The organism is Halorussus gelatinilyticus, from assembly GCF_023238445.1.
Lineage (GTDB): Archaea > Halobacteriota > Halobacteria > Halobacteriales > Haladaptataceae > Halorussus > Halorussus gelatinilyticus.
This window is the reverse complement of sequence record NZ_CP096658.1, coordinates 1,230,563-1,251,140: the sequence shown is the minus strand read 5'-3', so window position 1 is coordinate 1,251,140 and position 20,578 is coordinate 1,230,563. Positions and strand designations below refer to the sequence as shown.

The following is a 20,578-nucleotide window of genomic DNA, read 5'->3' as shown; positions in this document are numbered from 1 at the left end:
GGTCTCGGTACTGCCGAGCGATGACGTTCCCCAACCTGCCGGACAAACACGGCGCGGAACCGCTCGTCACGCCCGAGGAACACGCCGACTACCGCGCCTCGCAGGCCGACGGCGACGTGGCGGAACCGCCGGAAGCGGTCGTCCTCTGCTACAGTCGCGGGCTGATGGACTACCTGATGGAGACCTACGCTGGCGAGACGGTGGACCACTACTACGGCCAACTCTACTGCTTCGAGGACACCGACTACTCCGTGGGCGTCATGGGGAACTTCGGCATCGGGGCACCGACCGCGGTGATGCTACTGGACGAGCTAATCGCGGACGACGTCGAGGCGTTCCTCTCGGTCGGCATCGCGGGGTGTCTCGACGAGTCGGTCGAGATGGGCGAGTTCGTGGTTCCCGACCGGGCCATCCGCGACGAGGGGACCTCGCACCACTACGTCGAGTCCGAGACGTACGCCTACCCGAGCGACGAGTTGCTCGACGCGACCACGGAACTGCTGGACGAGCGAGGAGAGCCCTTCCACGTGGGGCCGACGTGGACGACCGACGCCATCTACCGCGAGACGAAGCGAGAAATCGAGCGGTACGCCGCGGAGGGCGTCCTCACCGTCGAAATGGAGGCGTCGGCGGTGTTCGCGGTCGCCGACTACCGCGGCGTGGACGCCGGCGCGATGTTCGTCGTCAGCGACTACCTCGGTCTCTCGGACTGGGAGCCGAAGTTCCACCTCACGAGCGAGGACGTGCAGAAACTCGGCGATACCGCGAAGGACGTTCTCACCGAGTACGTCGAGTAGTCCGGGCCGCTCGGAGATTAGCCCAACTGCTCGCCGACCAATTCGTCGGCCAGCGCGACGAACTCCTCTTCGGTCCCCTTCGGCACCGTCGCGCCCGCGGCGACGTTGTGGCCGCCGCCGTCGCCGCCGACGGCTTGGGAGGCCTCGCGCATCACGACCGAGAGGTCGAGTCCTCGTCGGGTGAGGGCGGGCGTGCCGCGCGCCGAGACCTTGACCTCGGTCACTTGGTTCTCGTCACCGTTTGCGCCGCTCTCGTCGTCGCCGTCGCTCTCGTCGGTCTTCTCGGCGAAGGCGACGATGGGCGTCCCGCGGTCGATTCCCTCGGAACCGACCGCCATCCCGGCGACGATGCCGACGATGGTCTCGCGGATGCGGTCCTCGGCGTGGAACCACTGGACGTTCTCCTCCCTGATGACGCCCTCGCGCTTGACGAGTTGGAGTCCCTCCGAGAGGTTGCGGCGGTGATTCCGTAGGAGTTCTCTGGCGCAGTCGAGCGCGCCGTCGCGGTTGCCCAGACACACTGCGAGTCCCACGTCGGCGCGCTCGTATCTGGCCGTCGCGTTCAACAGCGTCGAGAACTCGCTCACGTCCCGGAGTTCGGTCCCCTCGGGTTCGTCGGTGAGCGTGTAGGCCGTGCCGACGAGTCGGTCGATTTTGTCGGGAGCGACCCCCTTCGAGAGGGCGCGCTGGATGAGCGCGTTCGAGACGGTACTCCGCTCGCTCTCGGTCAGGTCCACCCAACAGCGCCACTCGCCGTCGTCGTCCTTGAGCGCGACGTCGAGTCCGTCCAAGAACCGGAGGACGCCGTTCTCGTTGTTCGTGATGCCGGGAATCCGGGTGTCACTGGAGTACTCCAGCATCTTCGGGAGCGGCCGGGTCTGCTTGCCGTACATCGCCAAGTCGGTTCGGGACTCCACGACGCCCGCTTCCTCGCCCTCCGCGACGATGTTTTGATTCGCGCCGACCAACTCGCCGTCGGTGGTCTGCATGTCGCCGACCGCGCCCACGACCGCGAGTCCGGCCAAGTCGCGGTTGTCGGTGCCTCTCGGTTCCAACGCGCGTGCGAGGACGTACGCCGCGCCAGCGCCCGATAGCTCCGACGAACCGTCTACGTCGAATAGAAGCGGATTCAGGTGGAACTCGGTGTCCGAGTCGGCCGGCTGGTGGTGGTCGGCGATGACCGGCGTGAAATCGCCCGCCGCTTCGTGGTCCGAGATAACGTCCAACTGGCCGCTCCCGAAGTCGGTGAACAGCACCGTCTCGTAGTCGGTCGCCGCGATGGCGGCGACCTCCTCGGCGTCCAACTGCTTGCTGAAGACGGTCTCGAACGGGATGCCCGCGCGTTCGAGCGCCGAGGACGCTATCGCGGCGCTCGTCAGGCCGTCGGCGTCGATGTGGGACGCGAGCAACACCTCGTCGGCGTCCCGCAGTCGGTCGGCGCATAGAGCGGCGCGGTCGGCGAGGGCGGGAACGGGACCAGCGGAAGCCATTCGGAGAGAGGTAAGTCGCTATTACTTATAAAGTTCCGCGTCTCGCTCGCTTCGGGCTTTCGGAGGTCTCGCGGGATTTTCTCTCTCCACTCCGTCGCGTCCTCGACGCTTCCGACCGGCGCGTGCGGGCGTGGCGCGTTCGCGCGCCACGCCCATCACGCGAGGGAGCGGCCGCGAACGGGGCCTCGAGGCTGGGGAGGTGTGAGGCTGACGCGGTGCCGTCGCGGTAACTCTGTGGGTCGAGCCTGAAGCTAGCTGTCTCGAACGGTTCTCCCGTCGTCGAAGCCGACTTCCCCGAGTCCTTAAACACACGCAAATATTTTCTAGAAACAGAATCTCACACTCTAAACGAGCATAGACAATCACGAAACAACTCTATAGTTAGCTAAGAACGGTCAGATACTCCGGCGGCACCCGCCCGACGATGTACGTCTCGGTCCCTCGCTTCGAGACTCCGAACCCGTCCGCGACCAACTCGGCGGCGTCGATCTCCAGCACCACCGGCTCGGGCGCGTGCCGCCGCCCGACCTCGCGGGCGGTCGCGCGACTCCCCGAGAGATGCACCGATTGGCGGTCCATCGGCCGCAGTCCCTCGGCGCGAATCGCGCCCAGATTCGCGGGGTCCGTCCCGTGGTAGAGGCGGTCGGGCACGTCGCCGTCGTCGTCCGCGTCGCTTCCCTCGTCGTCCAGCGTCACCGCCACCGAGTGGCCGTAGGCCGCCCGAACCTCCGTTCCCGAGGCCGTCTCGCGGCGCTCGAACCGGCCTTTCGGGTCGGTGGCAATCACGGCCGCGAGAGCGTCTTCGTCGGCCCAGTCGTATTTCCGACCCACTGCCGCTTCGAGGGCGGCCCGGTCGGTCAACCCCTGCGCGTCGAGTTCGAGACCCGCGTCCGCGGGGAAGTGCCGGAGCGCACCGCTGACGAACGTCGAGAGGCGGCGTCTGCGCTCGCCCGAGAGGACTCGCTCGACGTTGCCTCCGCACTCGGGGCAGGTCTCGTCGCCGGAACTCTCCTCGCCCTCGGTTTCGGATGCGGTCACGAAGCCGTGGTCCGGACAGCGATTGATGGCGTCGGTCACCGTCCGGATAGTTCGGTCTCGTCGCTGAAGTGTCGCTCGGCGAGGCGGGACGGCCCTTCGTTTCGAGTCGAGAATGGTTCTCGGTCGCCGTACGTACCCGGAGTCCCCGAAAAGCCAGCGGCGTCCAAAATCCGTTACTCGTGGTAGGTCGGCGCGGCCGCCTCGACGGCCTCGCAGGCCAACTCCTCGAAGTCGGCTCGCTCGGGGACCACGTCCACCGCGATGCCCTCCGCCTCGGCCGTCTCGCGGGTCGGCTCGCCGATAGCGCCGACGACGGCGTCGTTCAGCCTCGCTATCGCCTCCTCGCGGACGCCTCGCTCCTCGGCGGCGTCCAAGAAGTGCGCCACCGTCAGCGAGGACGTGAACAGCGCGGCGTCGAGACCGCCCTCCGCGGCGAGCGCGGCGGACTCGCCAGAGGTTGCGGGCCGGACTAATTCATATAGCGTAGTTTCATTTACGACCGCGCCGGCGTCGCGGAGACCGTCGGTCAGGACCTCGCTCCCGTGGTCGCTCCGGGCGACTTCGACGCGCACACCTTCGACCTCGCCGTCGAGGGCTTCGACCAGCCCCGACGAGGAGTACTCCTCGGGCACGAGGTCCACCCTATAGCCCGCGTCGCGGAGCGCGTCGGCGGTACTCTCGCCGATGGCGCAGACGGTGGCGTCGCCCGGTTCCCACCCCGCGTCGGCCGCCAACTCCACGCCGGTCTTGCTCGTCAGAATCACGTACTCGCCGTCGGCGGGCGCGTCGCCGGTCGGTCGGACTTCGAGCATCGGGTCGGCGACCGGGTCGGCACCGAGCGAGTCCAGCAGTTCGACCGCCTCAGCGAGTCGCTCGTCGTCCGGGCGGAAGACGGCCGCGCGCACGTCGCGGTTGGCGTGCGTCGTCATTTTTCGGCTTCGCGCTTGGCGTCGGGCGTTTCGTCGCGTTTCGCGGCCGCGATCAGGTCGTCGGCCCCCCTCGCGGCGAGGTCGCCGGCGAGGTCCTTCGCGGCCGAGACGTGATTCTCGACGGGCACGTCGCGGCTGACCTCCACGATTTCCGTCCCGTCTTGGGAGAAGACCTGCACGTCCACGTGGACGTTCTCGCCCTGAATCAGGCCGTGGACGCCCATCGGCGCGACGCAACCCCCGCCCAACTCGGCGAGGATGGTGCGCTCGACGGTCGTCTCGACCCGCGTCCGCGGGTGGTCCAGCACCGCGTTCAGGTCGCCCGCGAGGTCGCCGTCGAGCGCCGTCACCGCGAGCGCGCCCTGCCCCGGCGCGGGCACGAACTCGCCCTTCGGCAGTTCCACGTAGTCGAGGTGGTGCGCGAGACCGCTCCGCTCCAGTCCGGCCTGCGCGAGGACGATGGCCTCGAATTCGGTCTCGACTTCTCGCTCCAGCGCCCGGCGCTCTATCTCCGCGAGGTCGTTGAACCACTCCTCGACGGTCCTGTCGAACTCGCCCTCGTACTCCTTCTTGTGGCCCTTCTGGGCCATCGCCTTGTCCGACTGCTTCTCCTTCTCGGCCTCGGTCCGGCGCTCGTGTTCGTCTTGGAGCGCGGGCGCGAGCAACTTCTCGGCGCGCGTGTCCACGTTCCCCCGGAGCGGCTCGACGTTCAGGTCGGGTCGGCGGTGGAGCAGTTGGGCCTTCCGCCGCAGACTGGAGGTCCCGACCGTCGCGCCCTCCGGGAGTTCGTCCAGTTCCTTCCCGTCGGGCGTGACGAGTACGTCGTTAGCGCTCGCGCGCTCGGGGATGGCCGCGACGACCAACTCCTCGGGGCTCTCGGTCGGCATGTCCTTCATCGAGTGAATCGCGCCGTCCAACTCCCCGTTCATCACCTTCTCGTCCAAGCTCCGGACGAACGCGCCCGTCTTGCCGAGTCGGTGGATGAGTTCGTCCTGAATCTCGTCGCCGGTGGTCTCGACTTCGACCAGTTCGACCGAGAACCGCCGGTCCTCCAGCGCCGTCTTCACTTCGCCCGCCTGCCGGAGCGCGAGGTCCGACCCCCGCGTGGCGAGGCGTATCTCTGTGCCGTGGTTGCTCATAGGAGAGGGTCGGCGTCGGAGGTTGAAACACTTGTTCGTTTTTGCGGGCGGATACGGACGATTCGACCGAGAAGGGAACGTCGCCGCGCCGGACTCACCACGGCACGTCGGGCGTCCCGACGCGCTCGCGGCGCTCCTTCAGGTAGTAGACCGCGAAGGGGACGCTGACCGCGAACCCGGCGACGACCGGCCACGTCGGCGGGAGTCCGACGACGAACGCGGCTACCCCGACGGCGACGAGGACGACCAGTCCGGGCGCGGCCAGTAGCGCCTGACGCATCGGATTGGGTGCCCACTGCCCGCTGGTGCGGTTCACGTAGTCGGCGTCCCGGTAGACCGCCACCGGGAAGTACGCCGTCAGGAAGGCGAAGGGAACGCCGAGCGCGACCAGCGAGAGGTTCACCACGTCCGCGCCGAACCCGAACGCCTCCCACGAGGCGGCCATCGCCAGCCACGCCAGCGTCAGCATCCAGAGGAGAAAGCCCGCGGGGATGGCGGCCACCCAGTACCAGTGGTGGGACTGGCGGCGTCGTATCCGCCCCCGATTCGTCCGTTCGCTGCTCATGGTCGGTACTGCGGACTCGGTGCCTAAACGCGTGTCGTCTGGCTCTCGGAACTCGCCAGTGGAGTTATCGAAATCGAGGTTCACGTGCGAGTCGTGGCTACAGTCACCTACGACGCCCCCGAGGGAGTCGAGACGGTCGAAGTGGACGCCGAGAAGATTTCGGACTCCGGGAGGGTCCACGGAGTCCGCGTCCAGCGGTCGGGCGGCCGGTATCTCCACCTCCCGTACTCGCGACTCTACTCGATAGAGACGACCGAACAGGAGGGGAAAGTGGACTACTCCGGGCCGTAGATCGGCGGACGCGGACGAACGCGGTCGTCCGGCCCGCTACAGCGCCGACTTGTACGCTTCCAGCGTCTCCTCGACGTCCTCCTCGGTGTGGGCGTAGCTGAGGAACTGCGACTCGTACTGGTTGGCGGTGAGGAAGACGCCCTCGTCGCGCATCGCGGGCCAGAACAGCCGTTCCCACCGCTCGGTCTCGGCGGCAGCCACGTCGGCCTTGTTCTTCGGGCAGTAGTCGAACCGGGGGCAGTCGGGGTCCTGTCGGCATCCGGCTTCGCACTGCCCCGAGCGGTCCCGCGGACCGTCGCGCGTGAAGACGACCTTGAACATGCTGTCGTAGCCCGTGACCGTGTACTCCGGGGCGCGGTCTTCGAGGACGTCCGTCAGCCCCGAGCGCAACTGGTCGCCGAGGTCCGCGAGGTAGTCGTACACGTCGTTTTCGGCGGCGTAGCGAAGCATCTCCAGCCCCGCGGTCAGCGAGAGCGGGTGGCCCGAGTAGGTGCCCGCTTGGAACACGTCGCCGGTCGGCGTGAACGACTCCATGATTTCGGCGGGTCCGCCGACGGCTCCCACCGGGAAGCCGCCGCCGATGACCTTGGCGAACGTCGTCAGGTCGGGCGTGACGCCGAACTTGCCTTGGGCGCACTGGAGACCGCCGACCCGGAACCCGGTCATCACCTCGTCGAAAATTAGGAGCGCGCCGTGTTCCTCGGTGGTTTCGCGCAGGCTATCGAGGTACTCCTCGACCGGACCGACCGACGCGCAGTTGCCCAGAATCGGTTCGGTCAGGACCGCCGCGATTTCGTCGCCGCGGGCCTCGAACACCTCGCGGACGGCCCGCTCGTCGTTGAACGGGACGGTGATAGTCTCCTCGGCGAAAGATTGGGGAATCCCGGCCGAACTCGGCGTTCCGGTGCCGCCCGACTTCCCCTCCACGAGCGTCGATTCCTGGGCACCGTGGTAGCCGCCCTGCATCACGACCACCTTGTCCCGGCCGGTGTAGCCCCGCGCGAGGCGGACCGCGGAGGTGGTCGCCTCGGTGCCCGAGTTGACGAACCGGAGCATCTCGACGCTCTGGACGTGGCGCGCGATGAACTCCGCGAGTTCGACCTCGACCTCGGCGGGCGCGCCGTACATCGGCCCGTCCGAGAGCTGGGACTGAATCCGGGACTCGACTTCCTGTGGTAGGTCGTGGCCCAGAAGCAGGGGACCGTAGCCCATCACGTAGTCGATGAACTTGTTCCCGTCGGCATCGACGACGTGCGCGCCGTCGCCGCGCTCGACGAAGAAGGGGTAGGGTCTGACGGCCCGAACCGGGGAGTTGACCCCGCCGGGCAGGACCGAGAGCGCCCGGTCGTACAACTCGCGGGAGTTGGCGTCGTGCATGGTCCGGACTTCGGACTCCTTCGTGAAGTCCATTTCTGTCTCGGCGACCGCGTGAAACGGTAAAGGTTCCGACCGAAACGGTGAGAAGATTAATCCGACCCCCCTACGCACGGAAAGCCGAAATGACACCAGAGCTTTCGAGCGGTCGCGCGTCGAGACGGCGAGTCCTCTCGTCGCTCGCGGCCGTCGGCGTTTCGCCCCTGCTCGGTTCGGTCACCTCGACCGCCGCCGACGCCGAATCGACCGACTCCGGACTGACCGACGCCCTCTCGCTCGGCACGTTCGAGTCGGGTCTGGACGGGTGGGAAGCCGACGGCGAGGTTCGACTGTCGCGGACCGCACGGACCGACCGCCCGGTGGCCGTCACAGAAGGCGAGTACGGCCTCGACGCGTCGGCAGACGGCGAGTCGGTCCCGGCGATTTCGCGGCCTGTCGGGGCCTTCGACCTCGCCGCTTCCCCGCACTTCGTCGCGGACGTCGCGCCCGGCCGAGTGGAGGAAACCGACGCTCGCGTCGCGTTCCGGTTCCGTCTCTACCGTCCGGCGGACTCGCTCGACGGGGACCTCGAACCGGTCGCCGAGTCCGACCCGGTCGCGGTCCGGCAGGCGACGTCGGGTCGAGTCTTCTGGGACGCCGGCGACGTGGATTGGAGCCTCCTCGACGCGGTCTCGCGGCTGGAACTGGAGTGGTACCCGGCCGACCGCGACCCCGACTCCGGGGACGACCTCGCGTACCGCGGCGGGGTCGTTCTCGACGCGATTCGGGCGACCGATTCGGTGGACGCCGTCGGGAGCGCGCGCCTCGCCGCGACGTTTCGGGACCTCCAGTTCGACCACGGCGTCTACGAGCGGACCGAAGTGACCGCCGCGTCCGAGACCGGGGAGGAGGGCGAGTTCGTCTTCGCCGACGGTGCGACCGTACACTACCGGTTCGAGAAACTGGGCGACGACCGGTTCCGACTCGCGCTCGCCGGGACCGAAGTGAAGTTGGGAGGCGGGTGGTCCTGATGGTCGAACGCGCCGCTTCGGCGACGACCGTCACCCTGCTTCCCGGCCACAGCGAGGACAGCGCGAACGGCGGCGACGACCTCGACAGCGCGATGCCAGACTACGGAGGCAAGTGCCTCGACGCGTGGTTCGTCGCCGACCAAGTGACCGACCTCCCCGACGACTTGCGGGAGGTCGAGGAGATGCGCAAGCACCTCCCGGAGTACGACGAGGGACTGCGGCAGTACCGACTGAAGAACCAAATCGAACTCTCCTTTTCCACGGACGACGGCCGGACCGTCGTGGATTCGAGCGTGACGCTCGGGACGAACGCGAACGAGAAGCCGCCGTACGTCGCCGTCGAAGGCCAGCGCGGCGAGCAGAACCTCGTCCGGGAGATAATCGAGCGCGACGACCTCGACTGGTTCGGCGGGAAGTCGAAGCTTCGGGCGGACGTCGAAGGCAAGCGCTTCGAGAGCGGCGCGGTCCGCGAGGAGGTCGGCGGTGTCGAGGGCGTGCGCGCCTCGGTCCTGCTCGGCGGGAGCGACACGTACATCGAAATCATGCGCGAGAAGTTCTACGAACTCGGCCCGGTCGAGTTCCTCGAAACCACCGGCATGGACGTGGAGACGGTGCCCGCGTTCGTCGTCCAACCGCCGAACATGTACACCTTCCTCGAACTCGCGGCGATGGCCGACGGGACGACGCTCGTCCGGGTCTGGGACGCCAGCCGATACCCGAAACACTACCTCTACGCCGACGAACGCAAGCGCGACGAGACCGATTTCGAGGAGGGAAGTCGGCTCTCGGGCGGCGAGTGGCGGCAGAACGAGAACGCCAACGAGCGGTTCGGCCAGTGGGCGCTCGAGGAGCAGGACCTGCGGTCGCCGTTCTCCCCGCGCGCGAAGTCGGGATACGAGCAGTACCTCGACCACGCCACCTCGTTCGGCCCGCACCCGGCGATGACCCACGGCGAGGGCGGCGAGGAACTCACCGCCTCGGAGGTGTCACGCGTCCTCCCGCCGCTGTTCCCGTGGTGAGCGGTCGAAGCGTCCGTACGGCGGGTCGAGACGTCCGGGGAGGTCACAGTTCGCGGCGGAGGTACGCCCCGAGCGCGCCGCCGACCGCCCCGGCACCGACGAGGTAGCCCGCGACCAGCACGAAGAGGAAGACCGCGAAGAGGCTCGACAGCGCGAGGAACGGGTCCATCCCGATGAGCAGGAACCCGGCGACGACCCACGCGAAGAGGAACGCCGGAATCGTCGCTATCGCGCCCGAGACGGCTCCGACCGTCGCGCCCTCTCTGAGGTCGGTGCCCTGCAGGTAGCCCGCGACGCCGCCGCCGGCGATGGCCGCGAACGGGAGCGCGGGCGCGGTGACGACGGTGACGACGGCACCGACGACGGCGTTCAGCAGGGTGTTCGGGTCGTCGTCGGGCGGGCGCGCGTCGGTCGTGGGAGGGCGGTCCGCGGTTCGGGCGGTGGTCTCTCGTTCGGCCATACCGAGTCTTACTACTCCGAGAGAATATATGTTGGCCGTCGCCGCGCGGCTATCGAGCGCGAGACGGTCGAAGGGAGAGGAGGACCGAATCGGCGGTCGAACGCGCTACACCGCTTCCGGTCCGCGAACGCCGGTCCGGACCTGACAGGCGTCCTCGACCGGCACGACGAATATCTTGCCGTCGCCGGGTTCGCCCGTGTCGGCGGCTTCGCGGACGGCTTCCACCACTTCGTCGGCGGGCACGTCGGCGACGACGCACTCGACTTTCACCTTCTGGTGGAGGTCCACGGTGTACTCCTCGCCGCGCCACTGGCCGGTCTTGGCGGGTTGGCTCCCGCGCCCCGAGACGTTCGTCACCGTGAGACTCGGCGCGCCGACCTGCGCCAAGGCCGTCTTGACGTTGCTGAGACGGTCGGGCCGGACGACGGCCGTGACCATCTTGATTCTCCCCGCGTTGGGTCGGTCGCCCGCGCCGTCGGCCCGCAGTCCGGCACCGTCGGTCCGCACTGCGCTCCCCTCCACGTCGGGACCGCCGAACTCGGGGTAAGTGTCCACGCCGTGTTCCGTGATGTCGAGACCCTCGCGCTCGTGTTCGGCGCTGACGCGGGCCTGTCCCAGTAGCTTCAGGACGCCGAAGACGAGGCCCGTCCCGGCGACGGTCCACAGCGCGATGACGGCGACGCCGACGGCCTGCGCGACGAAGCTGACCCCGTAGCCCGGCACGGCGAAGAAGGGGAACAACAGCGCCCCGAGGACCCCCGCCGAACCGTGGACCGGGAAGACCGCGCACACGTCGTCTATCTTTAGCTTCTTCTCGACGAACTCGAAGACGACCGGGAGCTGTCCGCCGGCGACGAGACCGACGACCAGCGCGCCGACCCACGTAATCGCGTTCGTGTTGCTCGTGATGCCGACCAGCCCCGCGAGCATCCCGTTGGCGACGTACAGAGTGTCTACCTTCTCGGTCTTGACCAGCGAGACCGCGCTCGCGCCGATTGCGCCCGCGGCCATCCCGAGCGTGGTCGTCAGCGCGACCCGGCCGACCGTGTCGGCGAACGCGCCGAGCGCGAGCGTGCCGTTCTCGACCACGAAGACGCTCGCGGCCGTGCCGACGTTGAAGCCGTACCAGCCGAAACAGAGGATGAGCGTCCCCAACACCGCGAAGGTGATGGAGTGGCCGGGGATGACGTTGACCGAGCCGTCGTCGCCGTAGCGGTCCATCCGCGGGCCGAGAATCCACGCCGCGGTCAGGCCCGCGATGCCGCCCATCCCGTGGACGACGACGCCGCCCGCGAAGTCCTGAAAGCCCGGTCCGACGGTCGTCAGGAAGCCGCCGGCCCACGTGAAGCCGACGACGACCGGGTAGATGACCGCCGAGAGCAGGACGGTGTAGGTCACGTAGGCCCGGAGCTTCGCCCGGCCCGCGACCGCGCCGGAGACGATGGTCGCCGCGGTCATGGCGAACACCGCGCCGAATAGCCAGCCGATCCACGCGTCGGAGCCGCCCCCGACGTACGCGAAGGAGTCGGGCACGCCGCCGACCACGTTCGAGAGGCCCGCCCCGACGAAGAAGTAGACGACGACGCCGACGCTCCACGTCAGCATGTTCTTCGTCAACTGGTTGGCGACGTTCTTCGACCGGACCTGCCCCGCCTCCAGCATCGCGAAGCCCGCGTGCATGAAGAAGATGAGGAAGGTCACGGTCAGGACCCAGACGTCGTTGACGCCGCTGGCTATCGAACTGGGGTCCACCTGCAGGGGCGCGTCTAGCATTCCGACCCCTCCGTCGGCGTCTCCGCCGCATCGCTCGGAATCTCGACCACGTCGTCTGGACGACTGTTCAGGAAAATCTCGAATTCCTCTCGGTTCGTGTGTTCGCTCACGATATACTGTGACGGCAAAGCAGTACATAAGCGTAAGCGTTGAAAAACTACAGAATATTCCTTCTGAGGTAGACGAGCGTCCGGTTTAAAACCGAATAATACGGATATAAGGTTGTATTCCGTCCAGAAACCGGCCGTTCGGGCGTTCAGTTTTCGGACGTTCGTGTGGGAGGGTCGACCGACGAGACGCGGCCCCGTGCGTCGGCAGCGCGCGCGACAGACCCGGAGTTGGACGCGTATCGTGGACCCGAGGACGGGTACGGCATCGCTCTCTCGGACGCGTTCGCCGTACCACTCGGTCCGCGGACCGAGGCGCGCCCTTTTCGGCGTCGGCGCCGTATCTCGACGCATGACCGACAGCGAGTTCCGCAAAGTCGCGGTCGAAGACCTCCCCGACGCTCCCAATCCGACTCGGCACAAGAAGGAAGTCGACGAAGCGGTCGGCGCTACCGAGTTCGGGTTCAACGTCTACGTCGCCGACCCCGGACAGCAGTTGCCGTGGGGCGAACACCGGCACCCGAACCACGAAGAACTGCTGTACGTCGTCGAAGGGACGATTCGCGTCGAGACGCCCGACGGCGACTACGACGTGGGGACGGGCGAGGCGTTCTTCGTTCCGCCCAACGCCAAACAGCGCACAGTATCGACTGGCGAAGGGCCCGCACGGGTAATCGCGGTCGGCGCACCGAAGGCCGACGACGGCGCGGTCATCGAGGAGCGATGTCCGGAGTGCGGCGACGAAACCGACCGCGACTACGAAGAACGGGACGGCGGTGACGCGTACGTACTCTACTGCGCGGACTGCGGGGCCGAGGTCAGACGAATGGTCGCGGGGCCGGAGTGACTCGGTCGGTGCGTCGTCCGTGAGGTAGCCTCCGGTCAGTTGTCGGACTCCGGTACCCACCGCACTGGAAACGGACCGTCCGGTTCGCGGTCGGGCTTGTATCCGATTCTCACCTCGCCGCGCTCCGCGGACCGAGGTACGACGAACGCGGACCACGCCGCGGCGGTCTCGCCGGGCTCGACCTCGAGTCCCTCGTCCGACCACGGACCTGGTAACTGAGGCGTCTAGATCCGGAAACAAATGCAAAAACGTTTTTTGCCAAATCAGATTCCATCGACCATGCTTACCCGCCGCTCCGTCCTCCGTGGCCTCCCGCTCCTGTTACCCTCCCTCAGTGGTTGTAGCACGAACAGTTCGCCGACCAGAATCTGTACAGTTGCGCTCAGGAATTTCGACCGCAAACGACACCGTTTTCATGTCCAAATCGTGTCGGACGATACCACGATCTGGGAACGAGAGGTGAACGTTCCCGCCCGCACCGACGACGTGATTCCAGGTCCGCTTTACGAAGAGGGACTCCCCGGTCAGCATTCGGTCTACACGATTCGCGTGAAGATAGACGGCAGTACGTGGCACACCGAGACTATCGGAAAACGAGACCGGTCATTTCACGTCCGCGTAGTTGCGGAGGAGGACGGAAAACCGGGAATCGCGTTAGATTCGGATTGTTCGACGCGCTCCCCCGGCACGTCCGAGTAGCGATTCCGCCTCGCTTACAACTCCTCGGCCACGTCCTCCGCAAAATACGTCAGAATCAGGTCCGCGCCCGCTCGCTTGATGGACACCAGCGACTCCAGCGCGACCTCCTCCAGGTCGAGCCACCCCTTCTCGCTGGCGGCGTGGAGCATCGCGTACTCCCCGCTGACGTTGTACGCCGCGACGGGGTGGTCGAACTCCTCGCGGAGGTCGCGCACGATGTCGAGGTAGGGCAGCGCGGGCTTGACCATCAGCACGTCCGCGCCCTGTTCCACGTCGAGGCGGACCTCGCGCAGGGCCTCCCGTCGGTTCGCCGGGTCCATCTGGTAGTGTCGCCGGTCGCCGAAGGCGGGCGCGCCGTCGGCGGCGTCGCGGAAGGGGCCGTAGAACGCCGACTCGTACTTCGCGGCGTAGCTCATGACGGGCACGTCCGGGTAGCCCGCGCCGTCGAGCGACTCCCGAATCGCGCCCACCATCCCGTCCATCATCCCCGAGGGCGCGACCATGTCCGCGCCGGCCTCGGCGTGCGAGGTCGCAATCTTCCCGAGCAGGTCGAGGGTCTCGTCGTTGCGTACCGTCAGGCGAACGTCGCCCTCGCTCGCACCGTCTTCCAGCACCCCGCAGTGGCCGTGACTCGTGTACTCGCAGAGGCACACGTCGGTAATCACGTAGGCGTCGGTCTCGCTCGTGACGCGCCGGGTCGCCTCCTGCACCACGCCGTCGTCGGCCCACGCGCGAGTCCCGCGCTCGTCCTTCGACTCGGGGATTCCGAAGAGCATGACCGCCTCGACCCCGGTTTCGAGTACCTCCTCGACGCGCGCGACCGCCTCCTCGACCGGGACGCGCTCGTGGCCGGGCATCGTCTCGATGGGGCGTCGTACGTCGGTCGTCGCGTCCACGAAGACGGGCGCGATGAGGTCCGAAGCCTGCACGTCGGTCTCGCTGACCATCTCGCGGATTCCGTCCCGCCGGAGGCGACGGGGCCGGTCGGTGAAGTTCATGTCCGGGACTTGCGGCGCGGGTCTCAAAACCGCGTCGCTCCGACGGCTATCCTGCCGGTAATTCGGCCGGAAACGCGAGAGGGGACCGACCGCTTGACCTGCGGGCGCTCGGTGTTCCGACCCACCGGCGAACGCTCGACCAATCAACCGACGGGACCGCCCTACCGATCACCCACCACGGGTGGATGAAGGGGCCGCCCGGTCGCGCTCGCGTGGTCGTCTCAGCGACCACTGTCTGACGCAACTACGTCCGTCAGGTACGTCGCTGAGCGAGCGCGACCGGGCGGGGGCTTCGAGAGACGTTCTTAGCTCGGTCGTCTCGTCTCGTTTTCATCACTGGTTCAGTTCTCGCGCGGGGTCACAACGCATTTAGCGCGCCCTGTCGATACGACAGTCACGAATGCTGTCCCCGCTCGCTCTCGTCGCTCCCGACGCGCCAGTAGCGCTCGGCGTCGCGGTCGTCGTTCTCGGAGGAGTGTTGCTGTCGAACGCCACCGAACCCGGCCGAGTCCGGCAGTTCTTCGCCGACAACGGACTCCTCCTGCTGACGGCCGGTATCGTCCTCGCGGCGGTGGTCGGGGTCGGCCTGTTCTTCGTCGGGAACGAGGAACTGGCGGAACAGTGGCTCAATCAGTACGGCCTGCTCGCGCTCTTCTTCATCATGATTCTGGAGGGTGCGATGCTGTTGTACTTCGCACCGAGCGAGGCGGTCGTACCGGTGGCCGTTACCGCACTCGCCGACTCTCCCACGGACTACGACACGATCGTCGCTATCGTGTCGGTCTCCGTTATCGCGGCTACTATCGGCCAGTACGCACTGTTCCTGTTGGCGAAGCGCGGCGGCCGGGAGTACCTGCTCGAAAAGCGGTGGTTCCGGGTCGATGGGGACCAACTCGACCGCTTCGACGGGTGGTTCGACCGATGGGGTCCCGTCGTCGTCCCGGTGAGCAACGCGCTACTGTTCACTCGCGGGATGCTGACGGTCCCGGCCGGGTTCGCCGAGATGGACGGCCGCAAGTTCGTGGTGCTGTCGGCGCTCGGCACGCTCGTCTTCGAGACGGTGCTCGCCTTGCTCGGCCCGCGCATCTTCCGGGCCATGTTGGGATTCCTGTAACGATTCGGAGTGGCCGCGCTCCGTCCGGCCCACCACGGACTCCTCGACTTTCTCCGAAATCGCGTCGCTCTTTCTCGCTGGCTGACGAACTCGACTCGCTACCCGACCGGGTTTCTCCGCGAATTGGTAGGCGTCAGACCTAACAAGTCGCAGTTCGTACGGTAAATTGCGCTCGCGTGCCGATTCATCGCGTGCCATGCAATGAACTCCACGCGAGCGCATCTCTGCCGCGATGGGTGCGGCAGCTTTTTCGATATCGAACGAACCGGGCCGTCTCGGCGCTCGAAAGTAAAACGGTCGAGAGAGGTCAGTCCGCCGCGACTTCGACCTGTTCTTTCCGACCGATAGCCTCCACGAGCAGTTCCGACACGTCGACGATTTCGATGTCGTCCTCGTAGCCGCCGGTCTTCCGGCCGTCCTCGTACATCGTCATGCACATCGGGCAGGCGACGACGAACTTCTCGACGCGGCTTCCCGAGTCGGTGTCGTTCAGCGCCTCGCGCAGGCGCTCCTCGCTCGGCTTGGGGTCCTCGTCGAAGTCCATCCAGAGGCCGCCACCGCCGCCGCCGCAACAGAACGAGTCCTCGCGGTTGCGGGGCATCTCGTCGAGTTCGCATCCCGTGGCTTTCACGATTTCGCGCGGGGCCTCGTACTCGTCGTTGTACCGGCCGAGGTGACAGGGGTCGTGGTACGTGACGGTGTAGTCGAGTTCGGACCCGGAGAGACCCAGTTCGCGGAACAGGTCTTCGACGACCTGCGTGTAGTGGAACACGTCGTCCTCGGTCCACTCGCACACCTCGAACTCCGGATACTCGTTCTTGAACGTGTTGTAGCTGTGGGGGTCCGTGCAGACGATTTTGTCGTAGTCGCAGCTCCGGATGGCCTCGGCGTTGTCCTCGACCAGCATCTCGTAGAGGCCCTCCTCGCCGACGCGGCGCACGTCGTTGCCGTCGGCCTGCTCGTCGTCGTAGAGGATGCCGTACTCGACGCCGGACTCTTCGAGGATGGTCGCCAGCGACCGCGCGACCTTCCGGTTGCGCTCGTCGAAGCTCGGGTAGTCGCCGACGTACCAGAGGTACTCGACGGACTGCTCGCGGGCGTCGGGAATCTCGAAGTCCAACTCGTCGGCCCAGTCGGGGCGCTTGCGCTGGGGTTCGCCGAACGTGTTGCCGTTCTGGAACACGTTCATCATCGTGTCCTGAACGTTGGCGTCCATCTGGCCCGACTCGGTGAGCCGGCGGTTCATCTGCGTGAACTGCTCGACGTGTTCGATTTCGACCGGACAGGCGTCCATGCAGGCCATGCAGGACATGCACGACTCCATCGTCTCCGAGTTGATGACCGAGGCACCGCCGTCGGCGACGATGGGCTTCTCCTCGGTCCGGCCCGCTTCCAAGTCCTCGCGGTACTGTTTCAGGTCGAGAATCACGTCGCGGGGGTCGAGCGGTCGGTCTGCGGCCTTCGCGGGACAGACCGACGAACAGCGACCGCACTTCGTGCAGGCGTCGTGGTCGAGCAGCTCCTTCCACGAGAAGTCCTCGATGGAGCCGTGACCGATCTCCTCGGGGCTGGCGTCGTCCGGAACGCCGGGGAGGCGCTTGCCCGCCTTCTCGTCGCGCGTGACGACGTTCGCGAAACTCGAAATCATGTGGAACGGCTTGGCGTAGGGAACCGCCGCGACGAACGCGAGCGCCAGCAGGGCGTGGGACCACCAGACGACGGGGTAGGCCGCGGTCGCCATCTCGGGAGTCACGCCCGCGACCGCCAGCACGTCGTAGACGAACCAGCCGACGAAACTCACGGTCTCGAAGGAGACGTTGCGGGTCGCGCTCGTCCCGAGGATGCGGACGCCCTCGGTGACGTAGCCGCCCACGCCGAGCAGGAAGAGGCTCCAGACGAACAGGTCGTCCTCGGTCGAGGTGTGCTTGCCCCAGAGGCGACCCTCGGCCACCCAGTAGCGCCGGTAGATGGCCATGCCGACGCCGACGACGAACAGCAGGCCCATCGCGTCCATCACCAGCGAGTACGAGAGGTAGAACGCGCCCTCGAAGAACGAGGGCTGGCCGAGCGCCTTCGTCCAGATGTCCATATCGATGGCCAGAATCGTCGTCCCGATGAGCAGGGTCAGGAAGCCCCAGAAGACGAACGCGTGCATCAGGCCGGCGTAGAGGTCCCGGTCGAACTGCTTCTGGTTCGAGAAGACGATCTTGGTCGCGGAGGCGATACGCCCGGAGAGGTCGTCGAGGCGGTCGAACCACGACTCGGTCCCCTGTGCGTAGGTCGAGAACCGCTGGTAGACCCCGACGGCGAAGATGGCTATCGCCACCGCCGCGAGGTAGTAGAAGATGGCCTCGCCGATGTGGCCGATCTTCCAGAACGTGGGGCGGGTGGCCTCGCTCCCCGCCTGCGCCAGCACAAATTTTGCCATGTTGTACACGGGGAACAGGATTCGCTTAAGTTTTACCGACTCAGGCCGCTTCCCCGGCCGAAAACGGATTCGGAGTTTACGGTTTTCCGGCTATCGTCTCACAACCGTATCACGTCCGCGACGACCGCGCCGGCCCAGATTCCGAGCGCGAAGCAGAACCCCGCCACGCCGAAATACGTCCGAACGAACCCCGTGATTTCGGGCGCTCGGCGCGCGAGCTCGGCGAACAGCGGCTCGTCGAACGCCAACACGACGACGCCCGCGACGACCGCGCTCGCCCCTTTGCCGACGCCCAAGGTCGAACTCAGTTCGACGTTCCGGTTCGTGTTTCTGGCCCCGAGATAGCCGAGCAGGTCGGCGACGACTCAGACTACCGCCCACGCTAACAGCGCGAGACTCGCGGCGAACACCGGCACGTCGGCCCGCGAGAGCGTCAGCGGCGGGAGCGTCGGGTTCCACGCGAAACACCGGGCGCGGAGCGCGAGCGCGAACCGGTCGGCCCGCGAGAGCGCCCGCGCCAGTCCCGAGATACCGACCCGACGCATCCGGGCGACGAGCGACTGCTGGTCGCCCAACCGCGCGGCCGAGGCGTCCCGAATCCGCCGGAGGTCCGCCTGCAAGACCGGCAGAAACCGGAAGACGAACCCGACGCCCGTCCCGAGGAGTCGCCCGGTCTTGCCGGGCACGAGGCGCTGAATCGCGGCCCGCGAGTCCCTGACCGGCGTCGTTCGGAGGTACGCCGCGCTCACCAGCAGGACCAGCACGACGCGATAGCTGGCGAGCGCGGTATCGAGCGCGGCCTGCCAGCGAACCCACGGCGGCCCGAGCGTCGCCGCCGAGAACAGTGGTCCCGCGAGGAGGAACGGAAAGACGAACCGGTACTCCGCGAGCGCCCGCCGGACCGACAGCCCCGACCCGACGAGGACCGCGAGGACGAGCGCGGTCAGCGCGAGCAAGCCGCGGGGCGTCGTGTGCGCGAACGCCGCGAGGGCGAACGCGACCTGAAAGGCCAACTTGCTCCGGGGGTCGAGTCGGTGTGCGAGCGAGTCGCCGGGGCGATAACTCAGCGTCACCGTTCGCCGCGAACCTCCCCCGCTGGCACGCGAATCCCGAGGTCCGGCAGTCGCTCGCGGGCGTCCGCGGGTGCGGCGTCCACGGCCACGCATCCGTCCGCGAGCGCGACGATTCGGTCCGCGAGGTCGAAGGCGTCTCGGAGGTCGTGAGTCACGAGGACGACGCCGGTGCCCGACTCCTTCAGGGTCCGGAGCTGTTCGACCACCGACTCGCGGGCCGGCGCGTCGAGTCCGGTGAACGGTTCGTCCAGCACGAGGTGGTCGGGGTCCATCGCCAGCGCGCCCGCGATGGCCACGCGCTCGCGCTCGCCGCCCGAGAGTGCGTCGATGCGCTCGTCGCGCCTGCCCGCCATGTTCACCGCCGCGAGCGCGTCCGCGACTCGTCGGTCTATCTCCTCGTTCGAGAGGCCCAGATTCTCCGGGCCGAACGCCACGTCCGCGCCGACCGTGGCCGCGACGAACCCGTCGCGGGGTTGCTGGAACACCATTCCGACGCTGGTCCGGGCCGCTACGAGGTTCTCGGAGACCGGCGTGCCGTCCACCAGCACCTCGCCCTCGTCGGGGTCCAGCAGGCCGTTGAAGTGCCGGACGAGCGTGGACTTGCCCGACCCGTTCGGCCCCGCCAGCAGGACGAACTCGCCGTCCGGGACGGCGAGCGAGACGCCGTCTACCGCCGGAGGTCCGTCGTCACCGTACCGGTGGACCACGTTTCGTGTCTCTATCATCTGGTGAGTGAGCGGTTTCTCCGTCTCGCTACTCGGCGACGATTTGGTCGCTCCGGACGACGCCGACGGCGGCCGCGATTTTGAACGCCTCGGCGGGGATGAACGCGGCCGCGCCCGCGAGGAACGCCGTTCGGAGCGTCATGTCGAGGACGAACGACATGACGACGACGCCGACGGCGTAGATGACGGCGGTGCCGACGACCATCGCGCCGACGAGTCGCGGGACGGACCGGGGCACGGAGTCGCGGAGTCGGAGACCGCCGTGGGCTATCGCGCCGACGACGAACGCCGCGACGGGGTACGACCAGAGGTAGCCGCTCGTCGGTTGAATCCACAGCACCGCCAACCCCGCCGACCCGCCGGCGAAGACGGGCGCGCCGACCGCTCCGGCCGCGAGGTACAGCGCCATCGAGACGCCGCCCCAGACCGGACCGAGCAGCAGTCCGGCGAGAAAGACGCCGAGGACTTGCAGACTCACCGGCGCGGGCGAGAGGGGATTCGGGAACGAGACGTAGGCGAACGCCCCCGTGAGCGCGGCCAACAGGGCCGCACGCGCGACGTTTCCTGCGGTTTCTTCGCCGACTAACTCGACCGAGGCCGTGTCGGTACTCATACTCGCCCGTGGCTCGTCAACCAGAAAGAGAGCTTCGGTTGACGACGCTCGCGTGTCCTCTGTCCGCCGACAGGTTTTTATATAGCCAC

At 67.4% G+C, this 20,578-nt stretch carries 20 protein-coding genes; 6 read left to right on the top strand and 14 right to left on the bottom strand.

Translation table 11 applies throughout. The features are described from left to right. Positions 1–20 precede the first annotated feature (20 nt). Positions 21–797, top strand: a complete 777-nt coding sequence (locus M0R88_RS06575; protein ID WP_248656150.1) for a nucleoside phosphorylase — start codon at positions 21–23, stop codon at positions 795–797. Between the two features lie 17 nt (positions 798–814). On the opposite strand, the gene recJ is transcribed toward M0R88_RS06575, so the two are convergent. The 5 genes from recJ to M0R88_RS06550 all read right to left on the bottom strand — a co-directional run bounded on the left by recJ (position 815) and on the right by M0R88_RS06550 (position 5,958). Next, a complete protein-coding gene (gene recJ / locus M0R88_RS06570; protein WP_248656149.1) occupies positions 815–2,287 on the bottom strand; it encodes a RecJ family nuclease in 1,473 nt (490 codons plus the stop codon). 381 nt (positions 2,288–2,668) lie between these two features. Beyond that, complete coding sequence (locus M0R88_RS06565) at positions 2,669–3,364, bottom strand: RNA 2'-phosphotransferase (protein ID WP_438267199.1); 696 nt, start codon at positions 3,362–3,364, stop codon at positions 2,669–2,671. A gap of 134 nt (positions 3,365–3,498) precedes the next feature. Then, entirely contained in the window at positions 3,499–4,254 is a 756-nt protein-coding gene (locus tag M0R88_RS06560) for a uroporphyrinogen-III synthase (protein ID WP_248656148.1), read from the bottom strand. After that, positions 4,251–5,393 (bottom strand): hydroxymethylbilane synthase, encoded by a 1,143-nt coding sequence (gene hemC / locus M0R88_RS06555; RefSeq protein WP_248656147.1) that lies wholly within the window; start codon positions 5,391–5,393, stop codon positions 4,251–4,253. Before hemC ends, M0R88_RS06560 begins: the two co-directional genes overlap by 4 nt. 94 nt (positions 5,394–5,487) lie before the next feature. Beyond that, entirely contained in the window at positions 5,488–5,958 is a 471-nt protein-coding gene (locus tag M0R88_RS06550) for a hypothetical protein (protein ID WP_248656146.1), read from the bottom strand. Positions 5,959–6,051: 93 nt separating this feature from the next. On the opposite strand from M0R88_RS06550, the gene M0R88_RS06545 reads away from it, so the two are divergent. Further along, positions 6,052–6,249 (top strand): hypothetical protein, encoded by a 198-nt coding sequence (locus tag M0R88_RS06545; RefSeq protein ID WP_248656145.1) that lies wholly within the window; start codon positions 6,052–6,054, stop codon positions 6,247–6,249. A gap of 36 nt (positions 6,250–6,285) precedes the next feature. Here M0R88_RS06545 and hemL read toward each other — a convergent pair whose 3' ends face one another. Then, positions 6,286–7,626 (bottom strand): glutamate-1-semialdehyde 2,1-aminomutase, encoded by a 1,341-nt coding sequence (hemL, locus tag M0R88_RS06540; protein WP_248656765.1) that lies wholly within the window; start codon positions 7,624–7,626, stop codon positions 6,286–6,288. 122 nt (positions 7,627–7,748) lie between these two features. On the opposite strand from hemL, the gene M0R88_RS06535 reads away from it, so the two are divergent. Both M0R88_RS06535 and M0R88_RS06530 read left to right on the top strand, forming a co-directional pair. Beyond that, positions 7,749–8,633, top strand: coding sequence for a hypothetical protein (locus tag M0R88_RS06535; RefSeq protein ID WP_248656144.1), 885 nt, complete (start codon positions 7,749–7,751; stop codon positions 8,631–8,633). Beyond that, positions 8,633–9,652: a hypothetical protein gene (locus M0R88_RS06530; RefSeq protein WP_248656143.1), complete on the top strand. Its 1,020-nt coding sequence runs from the start codon at positions 8,633–8,635 to the stop codon at positions 9,650–9,652. The genes M0R88_RS06535 and M0R88_RS06530 overlap by 1 nt, the downstream gene beginning before the upstream one ends. Before the next feature lie 43 nt (positions 9,653–9,695). Here the strand turns inward: M0R88_RS06530 and M0R88_RS06525 are convergent, their stop codons facing one another. Both M0R88_RS06525 and M0R88_RS06520 read right to left on the bottom strand, forming a co-directional pair. Continuing rightward, the gene (locus tag M0R88_RS06525) at positions 9,696–10,112 is read right to left on the bottom strand and encodes a DUF5518 domain-containing protein (RefSeq protein WP_248656142.1); all 417 of its coding nucleotides are present in this window, start codon (positions 10,110–10,112) and stop codon (positions 9,696–9,698) included. A gap of 105 nt (positions 10,113–10,217) precedes the next feature. After that, complete coding sequence (locus M0R88_RS06520; RefSeq protein WP_248656141.1) at positions 10,218–11,885, bottom strand: ammonium transporter; 1,668 nt, start codon at positions 11,883–11,885, stop codon at positions 10,218–10,220. A 459-nt stretch (positions 11,886–12,344) separates the two neighbouring features. Between M0R88_RS06520 and M0R88_RS06515 the strand changes: the two genes are divergently transcribed. Beyond that, positions 12,345–12,839, top strand: coding sequence for a cupin domain-containing protein (locus tag M0R88_RS06515; RefSeq protein ID WP_248656140.1), 495 nt, complete (start codon positions 12,345–12,347; stop codon positions 12,837–12,839). 713 nt (positions 12,840–13,552) lie between these two features. Here M0R88_RS06515 and hemB read toward each other — a convergent pair. After that, positions 13,553–14,536, bottom strand: a complete 984-nt coding sequence (gene hemB / locus M0R88_RS06510; protein WP_248656139.1) for a porphobilinogen synthase — start codon at positions 14,534–14,536, stop codon at positions 13,553–13,555. 571 nt (positions 14,537–15,107) lie between these two features. Here hemB and M0R88_RS06505 point away from each other — a divergent pair. Further along, on the top strand, positions 15,108–15,650 hold the full coding sequence (locus tag M0R88_RS06505) for a DedA family protein (RefSeq protein ID WP_248656764.1): 543 nt from the start codon (positions 15,108–15,110) through the stop codon (positions 15,648–15,650). A 307-nt stretch (positions 15,651–15,957) separates the two neighbouring features. On the opposite strand, the gene M0R88_RS06500 is transcribed toward M0R88_RS06505, so the two are convergent. From M0R88_RS06500 to M0R88_RS06480, 5 genes are all read right to left on the bottom strand, one after another. Next, positions 15,958–18,078 (bottom strand): (Fe-S)-binding protein, encoded by a 2,121-nt coding sequence (locus tag M0R88_RS06500; RefSeq protein WP_248656138.1) that lies wholly within the window; start codon positions 18,076–18,078, stop codon positions 15,958–15,960. Between the two features lie 98 nt (positions 18,079–18,176). Then, positions 18,177–18,374 carry a hypothetical protein gene (locus M0R88_RS06495; RefSeq protein WP_248656137.1) on the bottom strand — a complete coding sequence of 66 codons (198 nt, stop codon included), beginning with the start codon at positions 18,372–18,374 and terminating at the stop codon, positions 18,177–18,179. 69 nt (positions 18,375–18,443) lie between these two features. After that, entirely contained in the window at positions 18,444–19,151 is a 708-nt protein-coding gene (locus M0R88_RS06490) for an energy-coupling factor transporter transmembrane component T family protein (RefSeq protein WP_248656136.1), read from the bottom strand. Beyond that, positions 19,148–19,876 carry an energy-coupling factor ABC transporter ATP-binding protein gene (locus M0R88_RS06485; RefSeq protein ID WP_248656135.1) on the bottom strand — a complete coding sequence of 243 codons (729 nt, stop codon included), beginning with the start codon at positions 19,874–19,876 and terminating at the stop codon, positions 19,148–19,150. The genes M0R88_RS06490 and M0R88_RS06485 overlap by 4 nt, the downstream gene beginning before the upstream one ends. A 28-nt stretch (positions 19,877–19,904) precedes the next feature. Continuing rightward, on the bottom strand, positions 19,905–20,489 hold the full coding sequence (locus M0R88_RS06480; RefSeq protein ID WP_248656134.1) for a biotin transporter BioY: 585 nt from the start codon (positions 20,487–20,489) through the stop codon (positions 19,905–19,907). Between the last annotated feature and the right edge of the window lie 89 nt (positions 20,490–20,578).